11 protein-coding genes are annotated in these 13,465 nt (G+C 57.2%); 8 read left to right on the top strand and 3 right to left on the bottom strand.

Features of this window, described 5'->3' with window-relative positions; translation table 11 throughout:
* Positions 1-1,743, bottom strand: coding sequence for a class I mannose-6-phosphate isomerase (locus D5067_RS19340; RefSeq protein WP_119935581.1), 1,743 nt, complete (start codon positions 1,741-1,743; stop codon positions 1-3).
* A 187-nt stretch (positions 1,744-1,930) separates the two neighbouring features.
* Here D5067_RS19340 and D5067_RS19335 point away from each other — a divergent pair, with 187 nt between their 5' ends.
* The 8 genes from D5067_RS19335 (at position 1,931) to folA (ending at position 12,198) form a co-directional block, all read left to right on the top strand.
* The gene (locus D5067_RS19335) at positions 1,931-2,938 is read left to right on the top strand and encodes a LacI family DNA-binding transcriptional regulator (RefSeq protein WP_119935580.1); all 1,008 of its coding nucleotides are present in this window, start codon (positions 1,931-1,933) and stop codon (positions 2,936-2,938) included.
* A gap of 132 nt (positions 2,939-3,070) precedes the next feature.
* A complete protein-coding gene (gene dapB / locus D5067_RS19330; protein ID WP_119935579.1) occupies positions 3,071-3,892 on the top strand; it encodes a 4-hydroxy-tetrahydrodipicolinate reductase in 822 nt (273 codons plus the stop codon).
* Positions 3,893-4,345: 453 nt separating this feature from the next.
* Positions 4,346-5,494 (top strand): glutamine-hydrolyzing carbamoyl-phosphate synthase small subunit, encoded by a 1,149-nt coding sequence (carA, locus tag D5067_RS19325; protein ID WP_119935578.1) that lies wholly within the window; start codon positions 4,346-4,348, stop codon positions 5,492-5,494.
* Between the two features lie 18 nt (positions 5,495-5,512).
* Positions 5,513-8,737, top strand: coding sequence for a carbamoyl-phosphate synthase large subunit (gene carB / locus D5067_RS19320; protein WP_119935577.1), 3,225 nt, complete (start codon positions 5,513-5,515; stop codon positions 8,735-8,737).
* A 139-nt stretch (positions 8,738-8,876) separates the two neighbouring features.
* The gene (locus tag D5067_RS19315) at positions 8,877-9,110 is read left to right on the top strand and encodes a YgdI/YgdR family lipoprotein (protein WP_010427047.1); all 234 of its coding nucleotides are present in this window, start codon (positions 8,877-8,879) and stop codon (positions 9,108-9,110) included.
* Between the two features lie 105 nt (positions 9,111-9,215).
* The gene (gene kefF, locus D5067_RS19310; protein ID WP_119935576.1) at positions 9,216-9,746 is read left to right on the top strand and encodes a glutathione-regulated potassium-efflux system oxidoreductase KefF; all 531 of its coding nucleotides are present in this window, start codon (positions 9,216-9,218) and stop codon (positions 9,744-9,746) included.
* On the top strand, positions 9,739-11,604 hold the full coding sequence (kefC, locus tag D5067_RS19305; protein WP_119935575.1) for a glutathione-regulated potassium-efflux system protein KefC: 1,866 nt from the start codon (positions 9,739-9,741) through the stop codon (positions 11,602-11,604). The genes kefF and kefC overlap by 8 nt, the downstream gene beginning before the upstream one ends.
* A gap of 114 nt (positions 11,605-11,718) precedes the next feature.
* The gene (folA, locus tag D5067_RS19300) at positions 11,719-12,198 is read left to right on the top strand and encodes a type 3 dihydrofolate reductase (protein ID WP_119935573.1); all 480 of its coding nucleotides are present in this window, start codon (positions 11,719-11,721) and stop codon (positions 12,196-12,198) included.
* A gap of 36 nt (positions 12,199-12,234) precedes the next feature.
* Here the strand turns inward: folA and apaH are convergent, their stop codons facing one another.
* Together apaH and apaG are read right to left on the bottom strand one after the other, a co-directional pair.
* Entirely contained in the window at positions 12,235-13,083 is an 849-nt protein-coding gene (gene apaH, locus D5067_RS19295; protein ID WP_119935572.1) for a bis(5'-nucleosyl)-tetraphosphatase (symmetrical) ApaH, read from the bottom strand.
* A 4-nt stretch (positions 13,084-13,087) separates the two neighbouring features.
* Entirely contained in the window at positions 13,088-13,465 is a 378-nt protein-coding gene (gene apaG / locus D5067_RS19290) for a Co2+/Mg2+ efflux facilitator ApaG/CorD (RefSeq protein ID WP_119935571.1), read from the bottom strand.

The following is a 13,465-nucleotide window of genomic DNA, read 5'->3' as shown; positions in this document are numbered from 1 at the left end:
TTAGCTCCTTACCCAGGCTTTGATGGTCGCCAGGGGGGGGCCGGAAGCACCGGCTGACGGTGAAATGCGATATTCCCCCACGCTGGCCGGAATGATGAAGGTTTCGGCGTAATGGACGGTAAACGGCTCAAATGCACCGGTTGGGCTGTCGACAATCGCTTCGTCGCCCTCTACCAGGTTCAGCACGTTCACGCCGCCGCCGGTGTGGTGCACAACGGGTTCGCTAAACCAGTGGCGGCGGGTTTCGATAAATTCACGCTCGTGCAGGCCAGTTCGCTCTTCGCGCCAGCCGTTTCCCTCCGCGACAGGTTCAAACTGATTCACCAGATGCTGATGAACCCACTGCGCGTCGCGCTGCCAGTCGATCACCTTTTCACCGTGCTCCAGGTGTACCGGGCGCGGCAGCCCGTCCAGGCCCAGGCGGCCCCAGTCCCACAGTTTGAAGGTGAAGATATACGGCGTAGCGCTGATCTCCAGCACCATGGTTCCCGCGCCGGAGCAGTGCACTGTTCCTGCGGGGATCAGGAAATGGTCGTGCTTTTTCGCCGGGATCTGATTAACGAAGCGGTCGTCATCAAACGGTTTTTCACCGCGACCCGCGCGCCTGAGATCGTCCATCATGGCCTCAGGGTCGGTGCCGGTTTTTGTACCCAGATAGACGACGGCACCCGGCTCGGCTTCCAGGATGTAATAACTCTCATCCTGGGTATAGTGCATCCCAAACTGCTGCTGGATGTACTCCGTAACGGGGTGGACCTGAAAGCTCAGATTCTGGCCACCCACGGTGTCGAGGAAGTCAAAGCGGATCGGGAACTCTGCGCCGAAACGCGCGTGAACCTTCTCGCCCAGCAGAGCACGAGGCTCAAGTAAAATCAGATCCTGAGAGGGGATCTCGATCCGCACTGCGCCAAAACGCAGTAACAGGCTGTTCTCCTCGGGCACACAGTCAAAACACCATGCGTAATTGGGTGCAGAGGGATCGAGATTGAATTGCTGCTTCATCCACTGGCCGCCCCAGACGCCGGGATCGAAAAAAGGCGCCACGCGGAAAGGCTGGGTGGTTATCTGCTTCAGCCCGGCTCGCAGGGCCTCGCCGCTGACCATCGCGGGCTGGTCCGGCTGGGTTGTATCCAGTACATAATCGGTGCGCCTGAGCAGCGGCGTTTTGTGGCGATCGAAGACGCGCCACTCGACAAAAAAGGCGCGCTTGTAGCGACGAAGCATATCTTCCTGCTGATTCCCTGCGCCCCAGTTTCCTGTCTCACCCCGGCGCATACGCTGCTGGATCTCCCAGCGCGGCAGATCGGCATATACCAGCACATCACCCGGATGAACAAGCGTCGCACCGGCTCCGTAGATAACAATCAGCCCCTCGGAACACTGGTTCACCCGATCCTGCAACGCCTCCAGGCGCGCTGAATCGAAAAATTCACCCAGCTGGTGGCAGGAGAGAACGCCAAAGACGCGATCGTCGGTGAGGTTGCGCGCCAGCATCTCATGGATGGCACACTCATCCCGTCGCGCCTGTTCGGCATCGATCGCCAGCGTCGGGCGTAGACGCGGCAGCACGTTCTCTTCAAGCTCGGTCATGCGCACGCCCGGATAGCAATCTATCACCAGCACCGTGCGGCTGCGCTGTTGGGTTTGTGCCTCAAGGATGCGGGTAATCGCCTCCCAGCCTTGCCAGGCGCTGTCGTCATAACCCCGTATCGCCACCGTGGGGAATTTATCGTAGGTTGTCATTGTATCCTCCGTAATCGTTATTTAAGGTTATTCGATTAACCGCATTTGAGAAGAGTGGTTAACGCGATTAACCCGCCATAAATAGCAATGGAATCCAGATCGGCAGCGGGAATGTGAAGAGCCTCACAGGGATAAATGCAAAAAACAGGTTATTCGATTAACCTGTAGTGACGATGAAGGAGACAACATGACGGGAATTACACTGGCCGATGTCGCGAAACGCGCCGGCGTGTCGACGGCGACGGTCTCTATGGTGCTCTGCAATAAAGGCCGCATCTCGCAAAGCACGCGCGAGCGCGTACTTAAGGCGCTGGATGAGTCCGGCTACGTCTATAACCAGACGGCTGCCAATTTACGTAACCGCAGCAGTAACCAGGTCGGGCTGCTCTTGCACGATATCACCAACCCTTTTTACGGTGAGATGACGGCGGGGCTAAGTCATGAAATGGAGCGCCACGAGCTGATGCTGTTTCTGGCGAATAGCGAGGAATCGGCAGAGCGACAGCAAAAATTTGTTGATTCACTGATGCGTAATAACGTCGGCGGTATGGTGCTGTGTGCGGCTCGAGAAACGCCGCAGGCCTTTTTTGAGGGTCTGAAGCGGCGCAATATTCCGGCTATCATGGTTGTGCGCCCGCTGAACGATCCGGATTTTGATTTTGTCGGAACGGATAACTTCTTAGGCACGCAGTTGGCGACGGAGCATCTGCTCAGAATGGGTCATCGGCACATTGCGTTCATCGGAGGGAGCCAGAATTCGGGCTCTCGGGCGCAGCGTATTGGGGGCTTTACCAGCAAGCTGCTGGAGTACGGCGTGACGCCGAATCCAGCCTGGATCAGAACCTCACAGGCCAGCCAAAGCGACGGCGCGCGCGTGGCGGAGGCGTTACTCCTTGAGCATCCACACATCAGCGCGGCGATTTGCTATCAGGATATTGTGGCGCTGGGGGTAATGCAAAGCCTACGCAAGATGGGCCGTGAGGCGGGACGTGATTTTGCGCTGGTCGGTTTCGATGATATTACCGAAGCGGCTCTGGTGCAGCCCGCATTGACCACCGTATCGGTGGCGGCGAAAGAGATTGGTCGTAAGGCGGGAGAGTTACTGTACAGCCGCATACGGGGCAACGACGAACCCGCAAAACGGATCATCCTGCCGCCCGCGCTGGTAGTGCGGGAATCATGCGGCTTTCGCTAACGATCATGTCTTTCACTGATATCTCTCCCTGTTTATCATTAAATTCTAATTATCGGCGTTTTCTGTGGCAGCCTCTGCGAAGGCTGGTTAATCTGAAAACGATTTACATCATTTTAACGTAAGAGAATAACTATGCATGATGCACAGATCCGCGTCGCCATTGCGGGCGCGGGTGGACGTATGGGCCGTCAGCTGATTCAGGCGGCACTACAGATGGATGGCGTGGCGCTTGGCGCGGCGCTGGAGCGTGAAGGTTCATCACTCCTGGGAGCCGATGCAGGCGAGCTGGCGGGCGCAGGTCAGATGGGCGTAACCGTGCAGAGCAGCCTGGAGGCCGTAAAAGATGACTTTGACGTGTTTATCGATTTTACGCGCCCGGAAGGCACGCTGGCTCACCTGGCGTTTTGCCGTCAGCACGGTAAAGGGATGGTAATTGGTACCACCGGTTTTGACGATGCCGGTAAACAAGCCATTCAGGACGCATCCGCTGAAATTGCAATTGTCTTCGCGGCGAACTTTAGCGTAGGGGTTAACGTGATGCTGAAGCTGCTGGAGAAGGCGGCGAAGGTGATGGGCGACTACACCGACATTGAAATTGTCGAAGCTCACCATCGCCATAAAGTCGATGCCCCATCAGGCACGGCGCTGGCAATGGGCGAAGCGATTGCTTATGCAATGGATAAAGAGTTGAAAGACATCGCGGTCTACTCTCGCGAAGGCCATACCGGCGAGCGCGTGCCCGGCACCATTGGGTTTGCCACCGTCCGCGCGGGCGATATTGTCGGCGAACATACCGCTATGTTTGCCGATATTGGCGAAAGAGTCGAAATCACGCATAAAGCATCCAGCCGCATGACGTTTGCAAACGGCGCCGTTCGCTCCGCACTATGGCTGAAAGGGAAGCGTAACGGTCTTTTTGATATGCGAGATGTCCTAAATCTCAACGATTTGTAAGTGTTATTACCCATCGTGATGTGGTTATTGCAGTCGTAATTAATTGATTGCATAGGGCAATATTTTATTGCCCTTTTATTTTATCTGTTATGGGTGTTTATTTTGCTTAACGCATTAAAAGTGAGGTTCTTTAAGCTGTTTTTTGTTGCTGCAATGTAAATTTTGACCGTTTGGTCCACTTTTTATTCTCGCCAGACGATCGTTTCTATTAAACTGCGTACGCAAGCGGTTTCTAAAGTGATTTATCTGATCTTTTTGCCACTTAATCCGGGCATGGGCCGCCAGGCTCGTAAAAGAATAAACAAAATATCCATTTTCAGTTGACTTTCACCCACCAAATCCCCAGAATGCCGCCGTTTGCCGAAAATCCGCCGGCAACAAATTTGCGTTGCTCATAACGGTGTTGTGAATTAATATGCAAATAAAGTGAGTGAATATTCTCTGGAGGGTGTTTTGATTAAGTCAGCGCTATTGGTTCTGGAAGACGGAACCCAGTTTATCGGTCGGGCCATAGGGGCAACGGGTTCGGCGGTTGGGGAAGTCGTTTTCAATACTTCAATGACCGGTTATCAAGAAATCCTCACTGATCCTTCCTATTCTCGCCAAATCGTTACTCTTACCTATCCTCATATCGGCAATGTCGGCACCAACGCTGCTGACGAAGAATCCTCTCAGGTACATGCGCAAGGCCTGGTCATTCGCGACCTGCCGCTGATTGCCAGCAACTTCCGCAACACTGAAGACCTCTCTTCTTACCTTAAGCGCCATAACATCGTGGCGATTGCCGATATCGATACCCGTAAGTTAACGCGCCTGCTGCGCGAGAAGGGTGCTCAGAACGGCTGCATCATCGCGGGTGATAATCTGGATGCGGCGCTGGCGCTGGAAAAAGCGAAAGCCTTCCCGGGCCTGAACGGCATGGACCTGGCGAAAGAAGTGACGACGGCCGAAGCCTACGGCTGGACGCAGGGGAGCTGGACGCTGGAAGGCGACCTGCCGGAAGCGAAAGCCGAGAGCGAGCTGCCTTTCCACGTCGTCGCCTACGATTTTGGCGCCAAGCGCAACATCCTGCGCATGCTGGTTGACCGCGGCTGCCGCCTGACGGTGGTTCCTGCACAAACGTCCGCTGAAGACGTGCTGAAGATGAACCCGGACGGCATCTTCCTCTCTAACGGCCCGGGCGACCCGGCGCCGTGCGATTACGCTATCGACGCCATTAAATCCTTCCTGGAAACCGACATCCCGGTATTCGGCATCTGCCTCGGCCACCAGCTGCTGGCGCTGGCGAGCGGGGCGAACACCGTTAAGATGAAGTTCGGCCACCACGGTGGTAACCACCCGGTGAAAGACATCGATAACGACACGGTGATGATTACCGCCCAGAACCACGGCTTTGCCGTCGATGAAGCCTCGATGCCGGCTAACCTGCGCGTTACCCATAAGTCACTGTTCGACGGCACCCTGCAGGGCATCCACCGCACCGATAAGCCAGCGTTCAGCTTCCAGGGTCACCCTGAAGCGAGCCCGGGCCCGCACGATGCCGCACCGCTGTTCGATCATTTCATCGAACTTATCGAGCAATACCGTAAGACCGCTAAATAATCAGGAGCTGAGAAGACAATGCCAAAACGTACAGACATAAAAAGCATCCTGATCCTCGGCGCTGGCCCGATTGTTATCGGCCAGGCCTGCGAATTCGACTACTCCGGCGCGCAGGCGTGTAAAGCCCTGCGCGAAGAGGGTTACCGCGTTATCCTGGTGAACTCTAACCCGGCAACGATCATGACCGACCCGGAAATGGCTGATGCAACCTACATCGAGCCGATTCACTGGGAAGTGGTGCGTAAAATCATTGAAAAAGAGCGTCCGGACGCGGTTCTGCCGACCATGGGCGGCCAGACGGCGCTGAACTGCGCGCTGGAACTGGAGCGCCAGGGCGTTCTGGCCGAGTTCGGCGTGACCATGATTGGCGCGACCGCCGACGCGATTGATAAAGCAGAAGATCGTCGCCGCTTCGACGTGGCGATGAAGAAAATCGGCCTCGACACCGCGCGTTCAGGTATCGCACACAATATGGAAGAAGCGCTGGCCGTCGCGGCTGACGTAGGCTATCCGTGCATCATCCGTCCATCGTTCACCATGGGCGGCACCGGCGGCGGCATTGCCTACAACCGCGAAGAGTTCGAAGAAATTTGCGAACGCGGTCTGGATCTCTCCCCAACCAAAGAGCTGCTGATTGATGAATCGCTGATTGGCTGGAAAGAGTACGAGATGGAGGTGGTGCGTGATAAAAACGACAACTGCATCATCGTCTGCTCCATCGAAAACTTCGATGCGATGGGTATCCACACCGGCGACTCCATCACCGTTGCGCCAGCCCAGACCCTGACCGACAAAGAGTATCAAATCATGCGTAACGCCTCGATGGCGGTACTGCGTGAAATCGGCGTGGAAACCGGCGGTTCTAACGTGCAGTTCTCCGTGAACCCGAAAACCGGCCGCCTGATTGTTATCGAAATGAACCCGCGCGTGTCCCGTTCCTCCGCGCTGGCCTCTAAAGCGACCGGCTTCCCGATTGCGAAAGTGGCGGCGAAGCTGGCGGTGGGTTATACCCTCGACGAGCTGATGAACGACATCACCGGCGGCCGCACCCCTGCGTCCTTCGAGCCGTCCATCGACTACGTTGTGACCAAAATTCCTCGCTTCAACTTCGAGAAATTCGCAGGCGCGAACGACCGTCTGACCACCCAGATGAAATCTGTCGGTGAAGTGATGGCGATTGGCCGCACGCAGCAGGAATCCCTGCAGAAAGCGCTGCGCGGCCTCGAAGTGGGCGCGACCGGCTTCGACCCGAAAGTGAGCCTGGACGACCCGGAAGCGCTGACGAAAATTCGTCGCGAGCTGAAGGACGCGGGCGCTGAGCGTATCTGGTACATCGCCGATGCTTTCCGCGCTGGCCTGTCCGTCGACGGCGTGTTCAACCTGACCAACATCGACCGCTGGTTCCTGGTGCAGATTGAAGAGCTGGTGCGTCTGGAAGAGCAGGTGGCTGAGCTGGGCATCACCGGACTGGACGCTGATTTCCTGCGCGTGCTGAAGCGTAAAGGCTTCGCCGATGCGCGTCTGGCCAAGCTGGCGGGCGTGCGTGAAGCGGAAATCCGCAAGCTGCGCGACCAGTACGACCTGCACCCGGTCTACAAGCGCGTGGATACCTGTGCGGCAGAGTTTTCAACCGACACCGCCTACATGTACTCCACCTATGAAGACGAGTGCGAAGCGAACCCGTCCGTCGACCGCGACAAGATTATGGTGCTGGGCGGCGGTCCAAACCGTATCGGCCAGGGCATCGAGTTCGACTACTGCTGCGTGCACGCCTCCCTGGCGCTGCGCGAAGACGGTTACGAGACCATCATGGTCAACTGTAACCCGGAAACCGTATCGACCGACTACGACACCTCTGACCGCCTCTACTTCGAGCCGGTAACCCTGGAAGACGTGCTGGAAATCGTGCGTATCGAGAAGCCTAAAGGCGTTATCGTGCAGTACGGCGGCCAGACCCCGCTGAAGCTGGCGCGCGCGCTGGAAGCAGCAGGCGTGCCGGTTATCGGCACCAGCCCGGACGCGATTGACCGTGCGGAAGACCGCGAGCGTTTCCAGCAGGCGGTTGACCGTCTGAAGCTGAAGCAGCCTGCGAACGCCACCGTGACCGCCATTGAGATGGCCGTTGAGAAGGCGAAAGAGATTGGCTACCCGCTGGTGGTGCGTCCTTCGTACGTGCTGGGCGGCCGCGCGATGGAAATCGTTTACGACGAAGCCGACCTGCGCCGCTACTTCCAGACCGCGGTGAGCGTGTCGAACGATGCGCCAGTGCTGCTCGACCGCTTCCTCGACGACGCGGTGGAAGTGGACGTTGACGCCATCTGCGACGGCGAAATGGTACTGATTGGCGGCATCATGGAGCACATTGAGCAGGCGGGCGTACACTCCGGCGACTCAGCCTGTTCTCTGCCAGCCTACACGCTGAGTCAGGAAATCCAGGACGTGATGCGCCAGCAGGTGCAGAAGCTGGCCATCGAGCTGCAGGTTCGCGGCCTGATGAACGTTCAGTTCGCGGTGAAAGACAACGAAGTCTACCTGATTGAAGTGAACCCGCGCGCGGCTCGTACCGTACCGTTCGTCTCCAAAGCCACCGGCGTTCCGCTGGCGAAAGTGGCGGCGCGCGTGATGGCGGGCCAGACGCTGGCACAGCAGGGCGTGACCAAAGAGATCATCCCACCGTACTACTCGGTGAAAGAAGTGGTGCTGCCGTTCAACAAATTCCCGGGCGTTGACCCGCTGTTAGGGCCAGAAATGCGCTCTACCGGGGAAGTGATGGGCGTGGGGCGCACCTTCGCAGAAGCGTTCGCGAAGGCGCAGCTGGGCAGTAGCTCCACCATGAGAAAATCAGGCCGTGCGCTGCTCTCCGTTCGCGAAGGCGACAAAGAGCGCGTGGTAGACCTGGCCGCTAAGCTGCTGAAACAGGGCTTCGAGCTGGATGCAACCCACGGCACGGCGATTGTGCTGGGCGAAGCGGGCATCAACCCGCGTCTGGTGAACAAGGTGCATGAAGGCCGTCCGCACATTCAGGACCGTATCAAGAATGGCGAATACACCTACATCATCAACACCACCGAAGGCCGCCAGGCGATTGAAGACTCTAAGCTGATTCGCCGCAGCGCGCTGCAGTACAAAGTGCACTATGACACCACCCTGAACGGCGGTTTCGCAACGGCCATGGCGCTGAACGCGGATGCCACCGAGAAGGTGATTTCGGTGCAGGAAATGCACGCGCAGATTAACAAGTAAGTTCAAATGCCCGGCGACACACCGTTGCCGGGCATTCTTCCCATCTTCAGAACCTTCTGGTTTTCCATCCGCTTTCAGTCAGTTAGCCTAAAATGGTTAGGTCGATAACAAAATTCAACTGAGAGCAGGGGAAAACACCATGCAAAATAAACTACTGATCGCTTCCGTTCTGGCTGCCACTGCCATGTTTACCGTTGCCGGTTGTTCATCTAACCAGGCGGTGAAAACCACCGATGGCCGCACCATTGTGACCGACGGCAAACCGCAGGTGGATGACGATACCGGCCTGGTGTCGTACAAAAACGCCGAAACCGGCCAAACCGAGCAGATCAACCGTGACCAGGTGAAATCGATGGGCGAACTGGATAACTAGTTCAGATTTCTGACGTTAGCCCGTCAATAATATTCACTATTAGCCTGTTGAATTACTGACTACACTCTTTTGGTAAAAGAAAGCAGTAAAACAACAGGCTAATCAATGATTCTAATTATTTATGCGCACCCTTATCCGCAACACTCGCATGCGAATAAGCGGATGCTTGATCAGGTAAGGACGCTTGATAACGTAGAGATACGTTCCCTCTATCAACTCTATCCCGATTTCAATATTGACGTCGCCGCCGAACAGGAGGCGCTCTCCCGTGCCGATCTGATCGTCTGGCAACACCCCATGCAGTGGTACAGCATGCCTCCCTTACTGAAGTTGTGGATTGATAAAGTTTTCTCCCACGGCTGGGCCTACGGGCATAACGGCAGAGCGCTGCAGGGTAAAAGCCTGATGTGGGCCGTGACCACCGGCGGCGGTGAGAGTCATTTCGCCATCGGTTCCTTCCCCGGCTTTGAGGTGCTGGCGCAGCCGCTGCAGGCTACTGCCCTTTACTGTGGTCTGAACTGGCTGCCTCCCTTTGCGATGCACTGTACCTTTGTCTGCGATGACGAAACGCTGCAGGCGCAGGCTCGCCACTACAAACAACGCTTACTCGAGTGGCAGGAGACGCACAATGGATAGCCATACGCTGATACAGGCGCTGATTTATCTCGGCGCGGCGGCGCTGATTGTGCCCGTGGCGGTTCGCCTTGGGCTTGGCTCGGTGCTCGGCTATCTGATTGCTGGCTGCGTCATCGGCCCGTGGGGCTTCCGCCTGGTGACGGACGCCGAGTCGATCCTGCATTTTGCGGAAATCGGCGTGGTGCTGATGCTGTTTGTGATTGGTCTGGAGCTGGATCCGCGGCGTCTCTGGACGTTGCGCGCCTCCGTATTCGGCGGCGGTGCGCTGCAGATGCTGGCCTGCGGCCTTCTGCTGGGCGGGTTCTGCATCCTGCTGGGGATGGAGTGGAAGGTCGCCGAGCTTATCGGCATGACGCTGGCGCTCTCCTCAACGGCCATTGCCATGCAGGCAATGAACGAGCGTAACCTGACGGTCTCTCAGATGGGGCGCAGCGCCTTCTCCGTGCTGCTGTTCCAGGATATTGCCGCCATTCCGCTGGTGGCGATGATCCCGCTGCTGGCGGCGAGCGGTGCATCCACCACGCTGGGTGCGTTTGCTCTCTCAGCGCTGAAGGTGGCCGGCGCGCTGGCGCTGGTGATCCTGCTTGGTCGATACGTGACTCGCCCGCTGCTGCGGTTCGTTGCCCGTTCGGGCCTGCGCGAAGTGTTCAGCGCCGTTGCTCTGTTCCTGGTATTTGGCTTTGGTCTGCTGCTGGAAGAGGCCGGGCTGTCGATGGCGATGGGCGCTTTCCTGGCAGGCGTTCTGCTGGCAAGCTCCGAATACCGACACGCGCTGGAAAGCGATATCGAGCCGTTTAAGGGGCTGCTGCTGGGGCTATTTTTCATCGGCGTGGGGATGTCTATCGACTTCGGCACGCTGGTGACCCACCCGCTGCGGATCCTCATCCTGCTGGTCGGCTTCCTGGTCATTAAAATGGCTATGCTGTGGCTGATTGCCCGCCCGCTAAACGTGCCGAACAAGCAGCGCCGCTGGTTTGCCGTGCTGCTGGGGCAGGGGAGTGAGTTCGCCTTCGTGGTCTTTGGCGCCGCGCAGATGGCAAACGTACTGGATCCCGAGTGGGCGAAGGCGCTGACGCTTGCCGTGGCGCTGTCGATGGCCGCAACCCCTGTTTTGCTGGTGCTGCTGACCCGTCTGGAAAAATCGGACAGCGGGCAGGCGCGCGAAGCGGATGAAATTGACGAGGAGCAGCCGCGAGTAATCATCGCCGGGTTCGGACGTTTCGGGCAGATCACCGGTCGTTTACTGCTGTCGAGCGGTGTCAAAATGGTTATTCTCGATCACGATCCTGACCATGTGGATACCCTGCGCAAATTCGACATGAAGGTCTTCTACGGCGATGCAACCCGTGTCGATCTGCTGGAGTCGGCGGGAGCGGCGAAAGCCGAGGTGTTGATTAACGCCATCGACGATCCGAAGGCCAGCATGGAGATGGTGGAGCTGGCGAAGGAGCACTTCCCTAACCTGACGATTATTTCCCGCGCGCGCGATGTGGATCATTACATCCAGCTGCGCCAGGCGGGCGTGGCGGCGCCCGAGCGTGAAACCTTCGAAGGCGCGCTTAAATCAGGCCGAATGGCGCTGGAAAGCCTGGGGCTGGGCGCCTATGAAGCGCGCGAGCGTGCCGACCTGTTCCGCCGTTTTAATACCGATATGGTGGAAGAGATGGTGGCGATGGCGGGCAGCACGGCGTCTGAGCGCGCGGCGGTCTTCAAACGTACCAGCGCGATGCTGACGGAAATCATTAACGAGGATCGTAATCACCTGTCCCTGACTCAGCGTCACGGCTGGCAGGGAACGGAAGAGGGTAAACATACGGGCAATCCCGAGGACGAACCGGAGAGTAAACCCTCCGCGTGAAGAGGAGTTGCCAGCAATATTAAAAAATTTCTGTTTCTTTACCGTGCCGCCAGTCGACGAAAGATTAAGCTTTCCGTATAGTGGCGGCAATTTTTTGCATCCGGGAAATTTTCAATGATCAGTCTGATTGCAGCGCTGGCGGTAGACCGCGTTATCGGTATGGAGAACGCCATGCCGTGGAACTTGCCTGCCGATCTCGCATGGTTTAAACGCACGACGTTAAACAAGCCAGTAGTGATGGGCCGCCTGACCTGGGAGTCGATTGGTCGTCCATTGCCGGGCCGTAAGAATATCGTTATCAGTAGCCAGCCGGGCAGTGACGATCGCGTTCAGTGGGTGAAGTCCGTTGATGAAGCGATTGCCGCCTGCGGTGACGCCGAAGAGATCATGGTGATTGGCGGCGGTCGCGTATATGAGCAGTTCCTGCCAAAAGCGCAGAAACTGTATCTGACCCACATTGATGCGGAAGTGGAAGGGGATACGCATTTCCCGGATTACGATCCGGACGAGTGGGAATCCGTTTTCAGCGAATTCCATGATGCTGACGCGCAGAACTCACACAGCTACTGCTTCGAAATTCTGGAACGTCGTTAAGTGATGTACCCCTCTCCCCTTCGGAGAGGGTATTTCTCAGGAGGCGACAGCCTCACCTTCTCCTAAGTCCAGCTGACGGTTGGATGGCTGCACAAAGTACGTCTTATCTTCCCAGCGCAGGCAGGTTAAATCCCCGCCCCAGCAGCATCCCGTATCCAGGCCATAAATGCCTTCCGGCGTGCCTTTCCCTTCAAGTGACGCCCAGTGTCCAAACGCCACGCTGTACTCGTTTGTCACCGGCCCCGGTATAGCGAACCATGGCTTAAGCGGCGCAGGCGCAGTTTCAGGCGTCTCTTTGCAGTACATATCCAGCTGCCCGTTCGGGAAGCAGAAACGCATACGCGTAAAGGCGTTTGTGATAAAACGCAGGCGCGCGAGGCCGCTGAGATCGTCGCTCCAGTTGTTCGGCATATCGCCGTACATCGCATCCAGGAAGAACGGATAGGAGTCGCTCGCCAGTACCGCTTCTGCGTCACGGGCGCAGGTTTTTGCCGTCTCAAGATCCCACTGAGGGGTGATCCCGGCGTGGGCCATCACCAGCTTTTTCTCTTCATCAACCTGCAGCAGCGGCTGACGACGCAGCCAGTTGAGCAGCTCATCGGCATCCGGCGCTTCAAGCAGCGGCGTAATGCGGTCTTTTGGCTTGTTACGGCTGATTCCGGCATAGACCGCCAGAAGATGAAGGTCGTGGTTGCCCAGCACCAGGCGCACGCTGTCGCCCAGTGATTTGACAAAGCGCAGCACGTCCAGCGAGCCGGGGCCGCGTGCGACTAAATCGCCCGTGAGCCAGAGCGTATCTTCACCGGGGGTAAAGTCGACCTGCTTTAACAACGCGATCAGTTCATCGTAGCAACCGTGAACGTCGCCAATCAGATATGTAGACATTGGATTAGTGAATGAATGTTGTTACGGCGAGACGGAACACAGGAATGGCAACGCGGAATCCGTTACCATCGACGTCGACCATTTCATAATGGCCCTGCATGGTACCCATTGGCGTTTCAATCACCGCGCCGCTGGTGTACTGATACTCTTCGCCAGGGGCGATGTGCGGTTGTTCACCGACCACACCCTCACCCTGGACTTCGATTTCACGGCCATTGCCGTTGGTGATAAGCCAATAGCGCCCGCGCAGCTGCACAGGCGTCCGCCCCAGGTTGCGGATGGTCACGGTGTAAGCAAAGACAAAACGTTCGTCGTCCGGTGAGGACTGCGATTCGACATAGATGCTTTGTACATGGACACATACGCGGGGCGAATCAATCAT

The organism is Enterobacter huaxiensis (genome assembly GCF_003594935.2).
GTDB lineage: Bacteria > Pseudomonadota > Gammaproteobacteria > Enterobacterales > Enterobacteriaceae > Enterobacter > Enterobacter huaxiensis.
The sequence above is the reverse complement of the archived record's forward strand: the minus strand, read 5'-3'. Positions and strand labels throughout refer to the sequence as shown.